General features: G+C 68.4%; 14 protein-coding genes. 6 read left to right on the top strand and 8 right to left on the bottom strand.

All coding sequences use genetic code 11. The features are described from left to right. Nucleotides 1-174: 174 nt before the first annotated feature. A complete protein-coding gene (locus ACGLHR_RS20590; protein WP_400096115.1) occupies nt 175-1,719 on the bottom strand; it encodes an AMP-binding protein in 1,545 nt (514 codons plus the stop codon). Nucleotides 1,720-2,018: 299 nt separating this feature from the next. Between ACGLHR_RS20590 and ACGLHR_RS20585 the strand changes: the two genes are divergently transcribed. Further along, complete coding sequence (locus ACGLHR_RS20585; RefSeq protein WP_400096114.1) at nt 2,019-3,164, top strand: acyl-CoA dehydrogenase family protein; 1,146 nt, start codon at nt 2,019-2,021, stop codon at nt 3,162-3,164. 47 nt (nt 3,165-3,211) lie between these two features. Continuing rightward, the gene (locus ACGLHR_RS20580; protein WP_318237466.1) at nt 3,212-4,447 is read left to right on the top strand and encodes an acyl-CoA dehydrogenase family protein; all 1,236 of its coding nucleotides are present in this window, start codon (nt 3,212-3,214) and stop codon (nt 4,445-4,447) included. Here ACGLHR_RS20580 and ACGLHR_RS20575 read toward each other — a convergent pair. The 6 genes from ACGLHR_RS20575 to ACGLHR_RS20550 all read right to left on the bottom strand — a co-directional run bounded on the left by ACGLHR_RS20575 (nt 4,436) and on the right by ACGLHR_RS20550 (nt 9,384). Beyond that, nucleotides 4,436-4,807 carry a hypothetical protein gene (locus ACGLHR_RS20575; RefSeq protein WP_400096113.1) on the bottom strand — a complete coding sequence of 124 codons (372 nt, stop codon included), beginning with the start codon at nt 4,805-4,807 and terminating at the stop codon, nt 4,436-4,438. The two genes, ACGLHR_RS20580 and ACGLHR_RS20575, sit on opposite strands and share 12 nt — an antisense overlap. A gap of 27 nt (nt 4,808-4,834) precedes the next feature. After that, entirely contained in the window at nt 4,835-5,548 is a 714-nt protein-coding gene (locus ACGLHR_RS20570; RefSeq protein ID WP_400096112.1) for a response regulator transcription factor, read from the bottom strand. A 435-nt stretch (nt 5,549-5,983) separates the two neighbouring features. After that, a complete protein-coding gene (locus ACGLHR_RS20565; protein ID WP_400096111.1) occupies nt 5,984-7,561 on the bottom strand; it encodes a fatty acid--CoA ligase in 1,578 nt (525 codons plus the stop codon). A gap of 66 nt (nt 7,562-7,627) precedes the next feature. After that, complete coding sequence (locus ACGLHR_RS20560; protein ID WP_043357193.1) at nt 7,628-8,410, bottom strand: SDR family NAD(P)-dependent oxidoreductase; 783 nt, start codon at nt 8,408-8,410, stop codon at nt 7,628-7,630. A 295-nt stretch (nt 8,411-8,705) separates the two neighbouring features. After that, nucleotides 8,706-8,951 carry a GlsB/YeaQ/YmgE family stress response membrane protein gene (locus ACGLHR_RS20555; protein WP_318235450.1) on the bottom strand — a complete coding sequence of 82 codons (246 nt, stop codon included), beginning with the start codon at nt 8,949-8,951 and terminating at the stop codon, nt 8,706-8,708. A gap of 31 nt (nt 8,952-8,982) precedes the next feature. After that, nucleotides 8,983-9,384 carry a signal protein gene (locus ACGLHR_RS20550; RefSeq protein ID WP_400096110.1) on the bottom strand — a complete coding sequence of 134 codons (402 nt, stop codon included), beginning with the start codon at nt 9,382-9,384 and terminating at the stop codon, nt 8,983-8,985. A gap of 422 nt (nt 9,385-9,806) precedes the next feature. Here ACGLHR_RS20550 and ACGLHR_RS20545 point away from each other — a divergent pair, with 422 nt between their 5' ends. Beyond that, the gene (locus ACGLHR_RS20545) at nt 9,807-12,086 is read left to right on the top strand and encodes a mechanosensitive ion channel family protein (protein ID WP_400096133.1); all 2,280 of its coding nucleotides are present in this window, start codon (nt 9,807-9,809) and stop codon (nt 12,084-12,086) included. Nucleotides 12,087-12,419: 333 nt separating this feature from the next. After that, nucleotides 12,420-13,580, top strand: a complete 1,161-nt coding sequence (locus ACGLHR_RS20540; RefSeq protein WP_400096109.1) for a helix-turn-helix transcriptional regulator — start codon at nt 12,420-12,422, stop codon at nt 13,578-13,580. 9 nt (nt 13,581-13,589) lie between these two features. On the opposite strand, the gene ACGLHR_RS20535 is transcribed toward ACGLHR_RS20540, so the two are convergent. Next, nucleotides 13,590-14,480: a LysR substrate-binding domain-containing protein gene (locus ACGLHR_RS20535; protein ID WP_318235488.1), complete on the bottom strand. Its 891-nt coding sequence runs from the start codon at nt 14,478-14,480 to the stop codon at nt 13,590-13,592. 156 nt (nt 14,481-14,636) lie between these two features. Here ACGLHR_RS20535 and ACGLHR_RS20530 point away from each other — a divergent pair, with 156 nt between their 5' ends. Together ACGLHR_RS20530 and ACGLHR_RS20525 are read left to right on the top strand one after the other, a co-directional pair. Continuing rightward, on the top strand, nt 14,637-15,845 hold the full coding sequence (locus tag ACGLHR_RS20530; RefSeq protein WP_400096108.1) for a CaiB/BaiF CoA transferase family protein: 1,209 nt from the start codon (nt 14,637-14,639) through the stop codon (nt 15,843-15,845). A gap of 69 nt (nt 15,846-15,914) precedes the next feature. Further along, on the top strand, nt 15,915-16,376 hold the full coding sequence (locus ACGLHR_RS20525; RefSeq protein WP_318235454.1) for a MaoC family dehydratase N-terminal domain-containing protein: 462 nt from the start codon (nt 15,915-15,917) through the stop codon (nt 16,374-16,376). Nucleotides 16,377-16,379: the final 3 nt, after the last annotated feature.

Here is a 16,379-nt window from a genome sequence, read left to right as displayed (position 1 = left end):
TCTTCCTGTTGGCGGCGGCATCCACGAAAAGGTGGATGCCACGCGATCGGCACCGGCTTATGGTTGCCGGCTGCTGGCGCCACATGCGCCAGGGATCGAACGGCTGATTATGGCGTAAACGCCCGCGCGGCACGCGGCGCGTGCGCGATGCCGCGTCGGCGGCCCCAATACCAGCTACACCAGCTTGTTCTCCCGCCCCGTCCAGTAGCGCTCGCGCAGCAGCCGCTTGAGCAGCTTGCCGGTAGGCAGGCGCGGCAGCTCGGCGGCAAAGTCCACCGAGCGCGGGCACTTGATGGCGGACAAATGGGTGCGGCAGAAGGCCAGCAGCTCGTCGGCCAGCGCCGGGCCGGCTTGCGCCATGTCGAGTGGCTGCACCACCGCCTTGACCTCCTCGCCAAAGTCCTCGTTGGGCACGCCGATCACCGCCACGTCCATGACCTTGGGATGGGTCATCAGCAGGTTCTCGGCCTCCTGCGGATAGATGTTGACCCCGCCGGAGATGATCATGTTGGCCTTGCGGTCGGTCAGGTAGAGATAGCCCTCCTCGTCCACGTAGCCGACATCGCCCAGCGTGGTCCATCCGGGGTGCACCGGGTGGCGCGACTGCGCGGTCTTGTCGGGGTCGTTGTGGTAGACGAAGCTGCGCCCCTCGGCAAAGTAGATGGTGCCGGGCTCGCCCGGGCCCAGCAGCGCGCCGCTGTCGTCGCAGATGCGCAGCTGGCCAACCGATGCCCGGCCAACCGTGCCCTTGTGGCTAAGCCAGTCGGCCGAGCCCACCGCCGTGGATCCGTTGCCCTCCGTGCCCGCGTAGTACTCCCAGATGATCGGCCCCCACCATGCGATCATCTGCTCCTTGACGGCCACCGGGCACGGCGCCGCCGCATGCACGGCAAAGCGCAGCGAGGACACATCGTGGCGCTGGCGCACTGCCTCGGACAGCTTGAGCATGCGCGAGAACATGGTCGGTACGACCTGGGTGTGGGTGATGCGGTGCGCGGCCACCAGCCGCAGGAATTCCTCGGCATCGAAATGCTCCATCACCACCGAGGTGCCGCCGAGCTGCTGCACCGCCATGTTGTAGCGCAGCGGCGCGGCATGGTAGAGCGGCGCGGGTGACAGGTAGCGCGTGTCCGGCCCGAACTGGTAGAGCGACTGGCACATCAGCGCCACCGTGCCGGGCACGTCGATCTGCTGGTTGGCCGGCGGCGTGAAGACGCCCTTGGGGCGGCCGGTGGTGCCGGAGGAATACAGCATGTCGGTGCCCGCGCATTCGTCCTCGATGCGCCATCCGGGATACCCGGCCAGCGCCGTCTCGTAGGCGGCAAAGCCCGGCACCGTGCCATCCATCATCAGGCGTGCGACCAGGCCTGGCGCCCTCGCAGCCAGACCCTGCGCCACCGCGGCCTGCGCGTGCGAGGTGACCAGCATCCTGGCGCCGCTGTCGGCCACGATATGTGCCGCGTCGTCCACGTTCAGGCGCGTGCTGATGCATACGTAGATCAGCCCCGAGCGCTGCGCGCCCCAGCACAGCTCGAACAGGCGCGGGTGGTTCTCCAGCAGGAAGGCCACGCGGTCGCCGGGCTGCAGTCCGTGGTCGCGGAACAGGCGCGCCACCTGGTTGGAGCGCTCGTCAAGCTCGCGGTAAGTGACGACGGTGCCGCCGGCCATGATGATGGCCGGCTTGTCCGGGGTGCGCTGCGCATGAACATGCGGGTGCATGACTGACCCTCCTGGAAGTGGGTGTGGCCGAACTGGGTGACTGGGCAACTGGGTGACTTGAAGACTTCGGTATCGCGGAACTGGCAGGGATGGCATTGCGTGCGCACATTGTCGGGACATGCCCCCCTGGCGGGCATCGTCGGATGCGACGAACGCGCCTTGATGCGGTGCCGCAAACGCCCGTGCCGCCGCACGCGCGGCGCGCCTCGCGGCAAGGCGATTCGTCGCATCCGACGATGCGAACCGGCGGCCCCTTCACATAATGGCAAGTGCCCCAGCAACCGCGCCAAGGAACCACCGTGGATTTCCAATTCAGCGAAGAACAATCGATGTTGCGCGACACGCTCGCGCGCTACCTGGCCGACCACTACAGCTTCGAGGCTCGCCAGGCGGCAATCCGCTCGCCCGCTGGCTGGCGGGCGTCCTGCTGGCAAGCCCTGGCGCAGGAGCTAGGGCTGCTGGGCGCCGCGTTCCCGGAACGCTTCGGCGGCCTCGGCGGCAATGCCGTCGACCACACGATCGTGATGGAGCAGTTCGGCCGCCACCTGGTGGTGGAGCCTTACGTGTCTACCGTGGTGCTTGGCGGCGGCGCCTTGCTGCATGGCAGCGAGACACTGGCCGCCAGCTGGCTGCCGGCGATCATCGGCGGCGAAGCCACCGTGGCCTGGGCGCACGCCGAGCCGCGCAGCCGTTACTGCCTGCACGATGTACAGACCGGCGCCGTCCGCGCGCAGGGTGGCTGGCGCCTTAGCGGCCACAAGGCGGTGGTGGTGGCCGCGCCGTGGGCCACGCATCTGGTGGTAAGCGCGCGCACCAGCGGCACCCGGCGCGACCGGGACGGCATCAGCCTGTTCTGGATCGAGCGCAACGCGCCCGGAGTGACGCTGCAGGAATACCCTACCCTGGATGGCTCCCGGGCGGCCGACGTGCACCTGGACAACGTCTTCGCGCCGGACGGCGGCTTGCTGGGCGCCGAGGGCGGCGCGCTGGCGCTGATCGAGCGCCTGAGCGACGAGGCCGCGGTGGCGCTGTGCGCCGAAGCCGGCGGCGCCATGAGCCGGATGCTCGGCGACACGGTCGACTACGCGCGCCAGCGCAAGCAGTTCGGCGTGCCGATTGCCACCTTCCAGGTGCTGCAGCACCGCATGGCCGACATGTATGTACAGCTAGAGCAAACCGTGGCGCTGACACAAGTCGCCGCCATGCAGGCCGGCGCCGAGCCCGCGCAGCGCGCGCTCGCCGCCAGCGCCGCCAAGGCGCAGGCGGGGCAGGCCGGCAGGTTCGTCGGCCAGGCCGCGGTGCAGATCCATGGCGGCATGGGCGTGACGGAGGAATTGGCGGTTGGCCACTACTTCAAGCGCGTCACCGCGATCGACCTGCAGTTTGGCTCCGCCGAACACCACCTGCGCCGCTACGCCGACCTGCTGTATCCGGCTGCCGCGTGAGCCCACGCATCCCAGCCCCGCACTGACGAACATCCCGAGGCCCATCGATGAATCTCGATTTCTCCCCGCAAGAGCTGCAGTTCCGCGACGAGGTCCGTGCCTGGATCAAGGAAGCCTTCGACCCCGGCCTCAAGGCCCTGATGGCGCGCACCAAGAATGGCTACCTCGACAAGGAAGGCCAGGTGCGCTGGCAGAAGAAGCTGTTCGAACGTGGCTGGGCCGCGCCCAACTGGCCCGAGGAATATGGCGGCCCGGGCTGGTCTCCGGCCGAGCGCTACCTGTTCCAGGCGGAGACGGCCGCCGCCGGCTGCCCGACCGTGTCGCCGATGGGCCTGAAGATGGTGGCGCCGGTGATCATGAAATACGGCAGCCCGGAGCAAAAGGCGCGCTTCCTGCCGCCCATCCTGCGCTCCGACATCTGGTGGTGCCAGGGCTATTCGGAACCCAATTCCGGCTCCGACCTGGCCTCGCTGCAGATGCGCGCCGAGCGCGGGCGCGATGCGCATGGCGAGCACTACATCCTCAACGGCTCCAAGATCTGGACCACGCATGCGCAGTGGGCCGACTGGATGTTCTGCCTGGTGCGCACCAGCCGCGACGCGCGGCGCCAGGACGGCATCTCCTTCGTGCTGGTTGACATGCGCACGCCCGGCATCACGGTGGCGCCGCTGCCCACGCTGGATGGCCCGGTCGAGGGCCAGCAGGAAGTCAACCAGGTCTTCTTCGACAATGTGCGCGTGCCGGTGGAGAACCGCATCGGCGAGGAGGGCCTGGGCTGGACCTACGCCAAGTACCTGCTCGAATTCGAGCGCGGCGGCAGCTACGGCCCGATGCTGCGCCAGCAACTGGCCAAGGTGGCGCGCATCGCGGAGCAGGAGCCCGGCGAGGATGGTGGGCGCTTGCTCGACGATCCGGCGTTCCGCCGCAAGCTGGCGGAGCTGCACGTGCGCGCGGCCGCGCTGGAGGCGAGCGAGCTGCGGCTGTTTTCCAGCGTGGCGTCGGGCACCTCGATCGGCGCCGCCTCCAGCATGCTAAAGCTGGTGGGCACCGAGACCATCCAGGCCATCAGCGAGCTGGCAGTGGAAGCGGCCGGGCCGTACGCGCTGCCCTTCGTGCAGGACGGCTGGGGCGAATTGCAGGGACGCGCCACGGGGCCGCAGGTGGGCCCCGGCTATGCCGCGCCGCTGGCGCCGCGCTACTTCAACTATCGCAAGGCATCGATCTACGCCGGCTCCAACGAGATCCAGCGCAACATCATCGCCAAGCTGGTGCTAGGGCTGTAAGCAGGTAAGCAGATAAGCGGCACCTTCCGTGCAGCGGCCCGCCAGCCGGGCTGCGTTCCCGCCCGGCGGCCTCGCCGGCTGGCCGGCGTCCACGTCTTCACCGGCTTCCAGCGCCGCGGTCACGGTAGCCCGGATCGATTGTGCCTTGAGCAGCAGGCGCAGGGCGATGTCGGCGCCACGGCTGGCTGCCACGCGCGCGACGAAGGCCCGGCGCGCCGGCTCGCCCAGCGTGGCGACGTGCGCGGCTTCGCACAGCACATGCCATGCGGCGGGCTGGCCGTCGAACTGCTGCCGGCGGCGCAGCAGGGTGGCGTCGATGGCGGCGGCGATTTCCGCGTCCCTCGCGGTGTGGTTGCGCATGGTGCTCTCCTGAACGGGAAACCGGGGTTAGGGCCAGGCGTGGACCGCGCCACGATCGTTGCTGCCGTGACTGCTGCCCGCCTGGAACCTGGCGCCGCGCTGGCGGGCGGCATGGATGGCTTCGCTCTTGTTGCTGACCTGCAGGCGCTGGTACAGCAGCGCGACATGGCTCTTCACGGTAGCCACCGAGATATTGAGCAGTTGGCTCACGGTCTTGAGCGGATAGCCGTGCGACAGCAGGACCAGCACCTCGTACTGGCGCGGCGTGAGCTTCAACATGCGCGCCTCGTCGCGCAGCAGGTCGATGCGCCCACCTTGCGCCGCCAGCGCCTGCAACGGCGCGTAGGGATGTGGGACCGGCGCGCCATGCCAACGCGTGTCATCGGCCAGCACCAGCCGGATCGCCGCCTCGATCGCGGCGAGCGACGACGCCTTCGGCAGCCACGTGCAGACGCCCCGCGCCAGATCCGGCGACAACACGGGCGGCAACGTGCCATCGACCAGCAGCAGCAGGTACTGCGCCGATAGCACGGTGCGTGCGGTCTCCAGCGGCGCGCGTGCGCGATCCTGCGTCTGCGGCAAGCCGAGGATCACCAGCGCAAAGTCGTTCATCTGCCCCTGCAGCAGGGCGAAATCGGCCGGGTCCAGGCAGATCACATGGCCCAAGCACTCGACGCCTCCGAGCATGCGCAGCAGGCCGAGCCGCAAGAGCGGGTTGTCCTCAATCAGGAGTGCATTCATGACCGCGTACCTCCGTGCGACCTGCTGCGTTCCGGTTCCATCTGCTCCCTCCTTGGCAACGACATGCCCATCCGGCTTGGCTGGTATCCGCGGCAACGTTGTCACAGGCAATACAGCAAGCCGTGTGCCAACTGCAAGGCATTGAGCGCAGCGGGTGCGAGGGGAATTGCGTGAGGGATGGCGCCGGCCGGGAAGGCAGGCGCCATAACGCCTTGCGGGATGGCGTGCCAGGCAGGAAGGACTTGGCTGCGCGTATCGCCAGCCAAGAGCGCCCCCCGGGGGGCCGGCTGCGTGTTACGCGTTACGTAACGTGTTCCGTGGGGCAGGTGGAGGCATTCAAGAAGAATGTGTCCCGATGATCACTGACTCGCTGCGCTCTCCCATGAAATGGGAGAGCGCAGCCTACCGAGCGTCTTGCATTCGTGTGCGCCAGCCTCAATTGACCCGCCGGTTGTACCCTTCCCAGTATGGCTCGCGCAGCTTCCTGCGCAGCAGCTTGCCGGACGGGTTGCGCGGCAGCGCATCGACAAACTCGATGCTCTTGGGGATCTTGTAGCCGGCCAGCCGCTCGCGCGCCCACGCCACAATGCTGTCGCGATCTGGCGCCTGCCCGGGCCGCGGCACGACGATGGCCTTGACCGCCTCGCCCCATTTCTCGTCGGGCACGCCGATCACGGCCACATCCGCCACCTGCGGGTGGCCATAGATCGCACTCTCGACCTCGGCGGGATACACGTTCTCGCCGCCGCTGATGATCATGTCCTTGACCCGGTCGTGGATGTAGACATAGCCCTCGGCGTCGAGAAAACCGGCGTCGCCGGTGCGCAGCCAGCCGTCGGCGTCGATGGTGCGCGCCGTCTCGTCGGGCTGCTTCCAGTAGCCTGCCATATTCTGCGGCGAGCGGATCATCAGCTCGCCGACTTCGTCCGGCGGCAGGCGCCGGCCTTCCCAGTCCACCACCACCACTTCCACGCCGGGCAGCGGCTTGCCGGCGGCCCGCATGCGCGGCACATCGTCGGTGGTGTGGTCTTCCGGCGGCAGCGCCACCACCGTGCCGGTGGTCTCGGTCATGCCGTACTGCTGCGCAAACCCGCAGCCGAAGACTTCAATGCCTTCGCGCAGCAACGCTGCCGGGATCGGCGCCGCGCCATAGAGCAAGGTCTTCAGGCGGGAGTAGTCGATGCTGCGCGCGCGCGCGTCGCGCAGCACGAACTGCATCGCCGCGGGCACCAGGAACAGCTTGCTGATGCGCTCGCGCTCAAAGAAGTCAAGCACCGCGCCGGGATCGAAATCGCGCGCCACCACGCCCTTGGCCCCGGCAAGCAAGCTGCGCAAGCCCCAGCCCGAGCCGCCGATATGCGCCACCGGCATCGCCACCAGCGAAACATCGTCGTCCGTCCAGCGCGACCAGGCGATATCTTCGCGCTCGCTGGCCTCCGTGCCCGCGGTCAGGTTGCGGTGGGTCAGCATGGCGCCCTTGGGACGGCCGGTGGTGCCCGACGTATACAGTTGCAGCACCACATCATGCGCGGCGGGCTGGTGCACCGGCGGCGTGGGGGCATGCGCGTCGCGCCAGTCCGCATAGGCGGGCCAGTCTGGCTGGCCGCCTTCCATGGCGATCACCTCGCGCACCAACGGCAGCGTGGGCAGCAGCTTGCGCACCAGGTCCGCCGATTCCGGCCCCACGAACAGCAGCGCGGCATCGGAGTGGCCAACGATATAGCCAACCTCCGGCGGCGCCAGGCGCCAGCTCGCGGGCGCCATCACGGCGCCCATCTTGGCCGCCCCCAGCAGCAGCTCAAAGTAGTGATCGCAGTTCTTGCCGATATAGCCGATGCGCTCGCCGGGCCCGACCCCCGCGGCCGCCAGCGCCTGGGCGACGCTGTCGCTCTGGCGGTCCAGCTCCAGATAGGTGGTCAGCCTGCCTTCGAAGGCGTAGGCCACCGCATCGGGCCGCCGCTGCGCGAAGTGGCGCAGCGCATGCGGCAGTGTGGCCAGGTAACTGAAATCCATCAGCGTCTCCTTCTCTCGGTCCTGCTGCATGCGCGCGCCCTTTATTATTTTTTCTGAGTTGCCGGATCAGCGCGGGGCCATGCGGATGGCGCCATCGAGCCGCACCGCTTCGCCGTTGAAATAGCTGTTGCGGCACATCTCCAGCGCGAGCGAGGCAAACTCTTCCGGCGCGCCGAGCCGCTTGGGGAACGGCACCGAGGCGGCCAGCGCGGCCTTGACGTGTTCCTGCGCGCCTTGCAGCAGCGGCGTATTGAAGATGCCGGGCATGATGGTGTTGACGCGAATGCCTTCGCCGGACAGGTCGCGCGCAATCGGCAGGGTCATGCCGACCACGCCAGCCTTGGAGGCCGAGTAAGCCGCCTGGCCCATCTGCCCGTCCTGCGCCGCCACCGAGGCGGTATTGATGATGACGCCGCGATCGCCGTCGCGCGCATCCAGCGTGAGCATGCCGGCGGCCGAGCGCGCGAGGCAGCGGAAGGAGCCGATCAGGTTGATCTGGATGATGCGCTCGAACGCGTCCGAGGCGAAGAAGCGGATCTGGTCCGGCGCTTCCTTGGCGCGCGATGCGGTCTTGATGGCGTTGCCGGTGCCGGCGCAATTCACCAGGATGCGTTCCTGCCCGAGTGCCGCGCGTGCCTTGGCGAAGCCGGCTTCGACTTCGGCTTCCGACGTCACGTTGACCTGGCAGAACACGCCACCGAGCTCACGCGCCACGGCCTCGCCCTTCTCCGCGTTCATGTCGAACAGCGCGACGCGCACGCCGTGCGCCGCCAGCGCCCGCGCGGTGGCTTCGCCCAGGCCCGACGCGCCGCCCGTGATCACTGCCGTTACCGATGCATTGAGTTCCATCTTGTCTCCACGTCTTCTTGATGTGTGCTGAACCATTCCCCGTTGCCCGTCGGCGCGCAACGCTACGCGCAACGGCGGAATGCCTGAGTCCGGCGAGCCCAATAGACAGGCTTGCCGGCGTGGTATGGAGATTCAGGGATGACGGCGCGCAACGCATCGTCGGAAGCGACGAATGCATGAAAGCGCAAGAAAGCGCAAGAAAGCGTGAGTACGCCAGCGCGCGGCGCGAACGCTGCTGCCCACGGGACATGCCCGCGGGCAGCAGCATTGGCCACTTGAAGAATCGGCGGCTTGCCTAGCGTCGCGTTGCCAGGTGATACAGCGCCAGCAGGATCACCGCGCCCAGCACGGCGCCGACAAAGCCGGCGGACTGGCCGGGCCGGTACCAGCCCAGGGCTTGCCCAAGGAAGGTCGCTGCCAGCGAGCCGACGATGCCCAGGCCGGCGGTCAGGAAGAAACCGCTTGGCCCGCGCCCGGGCGTGAGCAGGCGCGCCACCAGTCCGGCGAGAAAGCCGATGAGAATGACCCAGATCAGGTGCATGCCATGCCCTCCTGACGACGCTTCCCGCGGCTCACTTGCATGCCTTGCCGTGGTCTGCATGGAAGCCTTGCGCGGTGGCGTCGGCTTCACTCATGTAGGCACCGTTCTTGGTCTTGCCGTAGTACTTGGTGCCGGGGCAGTGGTAGACCTTGGAAGTCTTGTTGACCCATACCTGACCAGGGCCGCCACCCGGGGCGGCGGCAGCGGCGGGCGCGGCCGGCTTGGCCATCGGCACGGAGGCAGCGGGCGCCGCAGGCTTGGCCATTGGCGCAGCAGCAGCGGGTGCGGCGGGTGCTGCGGGCGTGGCCTGGGCGCGCGCCAGGTGCGGGACCGAGGCGAAGAGCGCTGCGGCCAGCAGCAGGGGCAAGCCAATGCGCCGGCCGAGCGGGGCTGGCGACGCGGTAACGGAGTTCAAGGCTTTCATAGCATTCATGACAGGCTCCTGCGGTAACAATGCCATTGGGACAACGAAACGACAGGGCTGCATACAGCCGCAACCCGACCGACACGCAATACCTCACTCAACGGCCCGCACCGCCACTCCGTTGACCGCAAACGGCAGACACGGGCACGTGACCATGGTACGCGGGCAGCACGCCCCACCTGCTGCCCGCGCGAGATGCGCCATGCCGGATGCGCTGTGTGACCGGCAAGGCCTGTTGCGGCGCTGCACGATTCCACGGCGTGTGCGGTATCCGCAATGGGCTACAGTGTCAGGCATCCCCCCGGCGTTGCCCGGGCACTCTGTACCCGCATGGGATGACGCTCGTGATCAGGTCCCACCTAACCCACCTAACCCACCTAACCCACCTAACGTTACCGGCCGCGTGCCGGCCCGGCGCGCTGCTGATGCTGATGCTGATGCTGTTGCTCTGGCTCGCGCTGGCGGCGCAGCCGGCACTGGCGGCGCCGCCCGGACTGCCCTCGCTGGCGGCGGTCGTCAAAGCCGGGTCCGCGCCGGCCTCGCAGCCTGCGGCCAGCGAGCCGCTCGCGCAGTCGCTCGACCAGGTCATCACCACGCTGCAGAACGACAAGGACCGCAAGGCCCTGGTCGACCAGTTGCAGACGCTGCGCAAGGGCATTGGCGCGGCCAGTGCCGCGTCGGCGCCACAGCCCGGCCTGCTCGGGGCGCTGGCCGAGGCGGTCGACCATCTCGATGCGTCGCTCGGCAAGGACAAGGGGCCGTGGCATTACTGGCGCTGGCGCATCGGTTTCGCGCGCGAGGAATGGCTGGCCGCGCTGACCATCAACGGGGCGCGCTCGCCATGGCAATCGGCACGGGAGTTCGCCACCGTGCTCGCGGCCTGGTTCTTCGCCGGATGGCTGCTGCGGGAGGCGGTGCGAAGGGTACGCAACCGGCGCCTGCGGCCAGCGATACGCCACGAGTTGCCGGCGGTGCCGTCCTGGATGGACGTCGGGCTGTACATGCTGCGCAGGGTGGCGCCGTGGGTGGTGGCCTTCGCCCTGGCGATGCTGCTCTCCAACGGTGTGTTCGGGCGCTCGCCCGCCAGCGTAGCTGGCATGGTGATTGCCTATTCGGTGGTGGCCGGTGCCGTGATGGGCGCGGTGTGCCAGGTCATCTTCGCGCTGTTCACCTCGGCCCACCGCGCACACGCGGTGCGCGACATGCTGCTGCACTCCCGCAGGCTGCTGTTCGCCACCGGCGCGCTGGCGGCGCTGGGTGACGTCACGACCGACGCGCGCGTGATCGCCTCGCTCGGCACCAACCTGTCAGCGCTGGTGTCAACCGGGGCCAACATCGCCGCGGCGCTGTTGATCGGCGCCTTCACGCTGCGCTTTCGCCGGCAGATCGGCCAGATCATCAGCAACCGGCCGCTGGCTTATCGCCAGGGGCACCCCGCTCTCATGGACCTGTTGCGCCTGGTGGGCGCGAGCTGGCACCTGCCGGTGCTGGCGGTGGTGGTGGTCTCGGTGGCCGGCACGGTGCTGGCCACCGGCTACGCGGACATCTTCCTGCGGCGCACCGTAGGCTCGGTGGCGCTGTTCGTCGCCGCGCTGATGCTGACGCTGGTGACCGGGCGCTCGCCCAAGTCCGCGCACCGCGCACCGCGCTTTCGCGACCGCCAGCGCTCGGCCTACCTGTCGCGCTTCGGCCGCTTCGCGGTGGCGCTGGTGCGGGTAGTGATCTGGTTTGCCTATTTCGAGCTGGCCAGCCGCATCTGGGGCGCCTCGCTGTTCTCGGTCATGGAATCCACCGCAGTCGGCAAGCGCATCGGCGAGGCCGTGTTCAGCGTGACCAGCACCGTGCTGCTGTCGTGGCTGCTGTGGCTGCTGATCGATACGGCCATCACCCAGACGCTGACGCCCGCGCACGGCCGCGGGCAGGAGCCCAGCCTGCGCGCCAGGACCATCCTGCCGCTGGTGCGCAATGCGTTGTTCGTCGCGCTGCTGGTCATCACGCTGATCGTGGTGCTGGCCAACCTCGGCGTCAACGTGACGCCGCTGCTGGCCGGCGCCGGCGTGGTCGGCCTGGCCATCGGCTTTGGCGCGCAAAGCCTGGTGCAGGACCTGATCACCGGCCTGTTCATCGTGGTGGAGGATTCGATCGCCATCGGCGACTCGGTGGAACTGCCCGACCATATCGGCACGGTGGAGGCCATGACCATCCGCACCGTCAAGCTGCGCGACGGCAAGGGCGCGCTGCATATACTGCCCTACAGCCAGATCAAGGCCATCAAGAACATGTCGCGCGGCTACGCCGTTGCCGTGTTCAATATCGGCGTGGCATATGGCAGCGATCTCGACCAGGCCATCGAGCTGATCCGCGAGACCGGCGCCGAGGTGGCGCGCGATTTCCGCTACGCGCGCAACCTGCTGTCCGGACTCGACATCCTGGGCCTCGATCGCTTCGACCCCAACGGCTCGGTGGTGCTAGCCCAGTTCAGGACCCGCCCCCTGACCCAGGCGGAAATCACGCGCGCCTTCAACGTGCGGCTCAAGCGCAAGTTCGACCAGCATGGCATCAGCATGGCCACGCAGCGGGTGACGGTGCAGGTCGAGGGTGGCTCGGGGGTCACACCGGCCCAGGCCACGGAGGCCGCGCAGGCCGCTGAACTGGAAGCCGCGGCCGGGGGCGCTGCCGCGCTTTCAAAGGGTGCGCCCGGGCCTGGCTGAGCCGGCTGAGTCAGCATGCGGCTGGCTCGCAAATCGCACGCAGAAATGGGTACGCTTTGCGCGGCCGTGCCCGGCTTCGCGGGCATTTCAGCGCTGAAATAATTTTTAATAATCGCCCAGGGGACATTCCGCGTTTGCGAAGTTATGCTCGCATCCGCATAATGCCGCCACACGGTAACGCGCAGCGCTGACGTACCCGGCATACCGGGTGCCTGACCCCGTCGGTGGCATCTGCCACATCGGAGCCGGCCAGAGCGAGCCAGCCGTACCGCTACCAGCGGGCCAATAAAAAAGAGAAAGCAGGATTGGGCGAGAGCCACCGGGGAAAACACTATGGGCGAACATCCGTCGGCGGATGAAGACTTCCATCGTCTGATCGATTCGATCTACGAGTCGGCGCTTGACGTCACTGCCATGCCAGCCGCGCTGGACCTCTTCTCCAGCTATACCGACACCGACAGCCCGCATTACCTGGTTTGGGACAAGCTGTCGGGCCAGGCGCGCCTCGGCGTCACCCCGCATGGCTGCTTCTCGGCGCAAGGCACCTACGTGCCCGAAGGCCTGCATGCGCTGGCAAGCCTGCCCAAGCGCGCGCTCGCGGGCGATCACCCCGGCGACCAGCAGGAGGGCGCGCCCTGGCGCGCGCCGGCGCATGGCGCCGACCTGGAGCATGGCATCCGCCTGCTGGATACCGCCGAGGTCTGCGTGCTGATGGGCGGCACGGGCCGGGGCGGCCGGCTGGACACCAGTTCCGACGGGACGCAGGGCTTGAGCCACCGCAGCAAGCGGCTCGCGCGCGTGCTGCCGCACTGGGCCCGCGCCGCGCGCATGCAGCAGCGCAACTTCGAGCTGAGCGGCCTGGCAGCCCTTGGCCTGGCCGGGCTGGATACGCTCGACTTCGGCGTGATGGTGCTGCAGGCCGATATGCGCGTGCGCTACGCCAATATCTGGGCCGAGGCGCTGGTGCAGGCCGACAGCCAGCTCGCGCTGGAAAACGGCGTGTTCAAGGCCCACGACCAGACCCTGCATGCCACCCTGCACAAGCTGCTCGACCGCGCCATGCAATCCCGTGGTGGCGAGGCGGCGGCAGGCTCGTGGATGCACATTACGTCGGGCGGCCAGCCGGTGCCCATCATCGTGCTGCCGCTGGTCGCGCGCCAGCCCGTGGAAGGCCCGTGGCAACTGCCGTTCGCGATGGTGCTGATGGGCAATTCGGAATCGCGCTCGGTGCTCGACAGCTCGGTGCTCACTTCGCTGTTCGGCCTGTCGCGCAAGGAAAGCCTGGTCGCCATCCGCCTTGCCGCCGGCGAAACCCTTACCGAGATCGCCGATCACGAATTCGTCTCGCCGCACACGGTGCGCGTGCATATCCGCGACATCCTGCGCAAGACCGGCACCCATCGCCAGAGCGAGCTGGTTCGCCTGCTGCACTTGCTGCCGGGCGTGGCGCTGGAGCGCGCCGGCACGGCGCGTGGCGGCCACACGCCCGCCTGATCCGGCAGCCTAGGCAACCACGGCGCGGGCCACCTCCAGCAAACGCTGCACCTGCCGGTCATCGCTATCGGTGGACGTGGCCAGCGCGATGCCGATGCGCGCCGCCGGCCGCGGGCTGGTCAGCCGCAGGAAACACACGCGCCGGTTGATATAGCGCGCCGCCACGCTGGGCACCAGCGCCACGCCCAGGCCGCTTTCCACCAGGCTGACAATGGTCTGCACCTGCACCGCTTCTTGCGTCACTCGCGGCACGAACCCGGCTTGCTGGCACAGCAGCATGGCGACGGCCTGCAGGTTGGGCACCTCGGCGCTGGGATGCATGATGAAGGGTTCCCCGGCGAGCGCCTTGAGCGCAATCGCATCGCGCTGCGCAAAGCGGCTATCGGCCGGCACCGCGGCCACGAACTCGTCGTTCTCCAGCGGCATCAGCGCATAGCCGCCACTATGCAAGATGGGAAAGCGCACCAGCCCGGCATCGAGCTGATGGCGTTCCAGCCGGTCCAGGATCGAGGCCGAGGTGGATTCGTGCAGGATCAGCTCGATCCCCGGGTGCGCTGCCCGAAACGCCGGGATCAGCTTGGGCAGCAAGGCGTAGGTAGCCGAGCCGACAAAGCCCACGCGCAGTGCGCCGCGCTCGCCATGCGCCGCCGCCAGTGCCGCCGCGCGAGCCTGGCCGGCATGGAACAGCGCGCGCCGCGCGTCGTGCAGCGCGGCTTCGCCGGCCTGGGTCAGCCGCACCCCGCGCGAGGTACGCACGAACAGCGGCGTGCCGAGCGCATCTTCCAGCTTGCGGATCGAGATGGAGAGCGGCGGCTGCGCCATGTGCAGGCGCTCGGCCGCGCGGTGGAAGTTGCCGGTTTCGGCCAGGGCGACGAACTGCTGAAGTTGACGAAGGTCCACGCTGATTGCCACATCGATATCCAGAAGATATCGAATCCTAAAAATCTAATATTAGACGCAAACGATCCGCCTGATCTACCCTGTGGCATCTGACGCGCGCCCGGGCACCCGCCCCGGCGCAAGTCCGGCACAAGAACAAACAGGAGACACCCAGACATGTTGCCCCTCTCAGGCATCCGCGTGATCGACCTATCCACGGTCGTGATGGGCCCTTACGCCAGCCAGTGGCTGGCCGACCTCGGCGCCGAGGTCATCAAGGTGGAGCCCCCCGAGGGCGACTCCACGCGGCGCACCGGCCCGGCCACCGAGGATGGCATGTCGGCCATCTTCCTGGGCGTGAACCGCAGCAAGAAAAGCGTGGTGCTCAACCTCAAGCAGCCCGCGGCGCAGGCCGCGCTGGAGCGGCTGCTGGCCAGCGCCGACGTGTTCATGCACAGCATGCGCCCGCAGAAGCTGGCCGGCCTGGGGCTGGACCCCGCCGAGGTGATGGCGCGGCATCCGCGCCTGGTCTATGTGAGCTTGCTGGGTTTTGCCGAGGATGGCCCCTATGGGGGCCGCCCGGCCTACGACGACATTATCCAGGGCCTGTCCGGCAATGCTGCGCTGATGGCGGCGCAGACCGGCACCATGCGCTACTTCCCCACCATCGCGGCGGACAAGACCAGCGGGCTGGTGGCGGCGCTGTCGATCTCGGCGGCCATTGCCGGACGCGAGCGCCAGGGCGGCAAGGGCACGCTGGTGGAAGTGCCGATGTTCGAATCGATGGTGGCCTTCAACCTGGTCGAGCATCTGTATGGCCAGCACTTCGAGCCGCCGCGCGGGCCCGCCGGCTATCCGCGCGTGCTGGCGCCGCTGCGCCGGCCCTACCAGAGCGCCGACGGCCACGTCTGCATGATGCCGTACACCGATGCGCACTGGCGCGACTTCTTCACCGCCGCGGGCCGGCCCGAGCTGGCCGCCGACCCGCGCTTTGCCGGCATCGCCGCGCGCACGCAGCATATCGAAACCCTCTACGAGCTGACCGGCGAGATCGTGCGCACGCGCACCACCGACGCCTGGCTGGCGCTTTGCGAAACGCTGCAGATCCCGGTGGCGCGGGTCAACCAGCTCGCCGAGCTGGTGGATGACCCGCACCTGCGCGCCACCGGCTTCTTCGACACGCTGGACGACCCGGCCATGGGCACGCTGCGCTTTCCCAGCGCGCCAGTGCGCTTCGACGGCGAGCGTGCGGCGAGCGCGCTGCCGCCGCGCCTGGGCCAGCACACCCGCAGCCTGCTTGGCGAGGCGGGCCTGAGCAGCGAGCAGATCGACGAGCTGGGCCGGGACGGCGCGGCCTATTGTGCGTCGCCGGCCACTAATGCCTAACCCTGCCGCATTCCCGCTCCTAACATAAAGGAAGCCGGCCGCCGATGGCGGCCCTCACCAGGAGACGCCGTGCCCCATACCCAACTCCCCCGCCTCGGCCAGGGCTTTTACTGGCAAGACATCAAGGTAGGCCAGGCCTTCCAGACCTTCCGCCGCACCGTGACCGAGACCGACCTGGTCAACTTCATCTCGGTCACCGGCATGCTGGAAGCGATCTTTATCGAGGCGGGATATGAAGGCGGCGCCATCCATGGGCGGCCCGTGCCCGCCGCGCTGACCTACGCGATGATCGAGGGCTTCATCCTGCAGACCATGATCCAGGGTACCGGGCTGGCCATGCTGGAGCTGACGCAGAAGATCCATGCCCCGGTGATGGTGGGCGACACCGTCTGGGCCACGGTCACGGTGACCGGCATCCGCCCCACGTCGCGCAATGGCCGCGCCGTGGTGGACTCGGACATCGAAGTCTTCAACCAGCGCCATGAGCTTGTCATGACTTATTCCGCCCGGCGCTTGCTGGCCGGCCGCTAGCCC

It is taken from the genome of Cupriavidus sp. CuC1, from assembly GCF_044627735.1.
In the GTDB taxonomy this organism is placed as follows: domain Bacteria; phylum Pseudomonadota; class Gammaproteobacteria; order Burkholderiales; family Burkholderiaceae; genus Cupriavidus; species Cupriavidus ulmosensis.
Note: the sequence above shows the minus strand (reverse complement) of the source record. Positions and strands in the feature narration are given on the sequence as shown.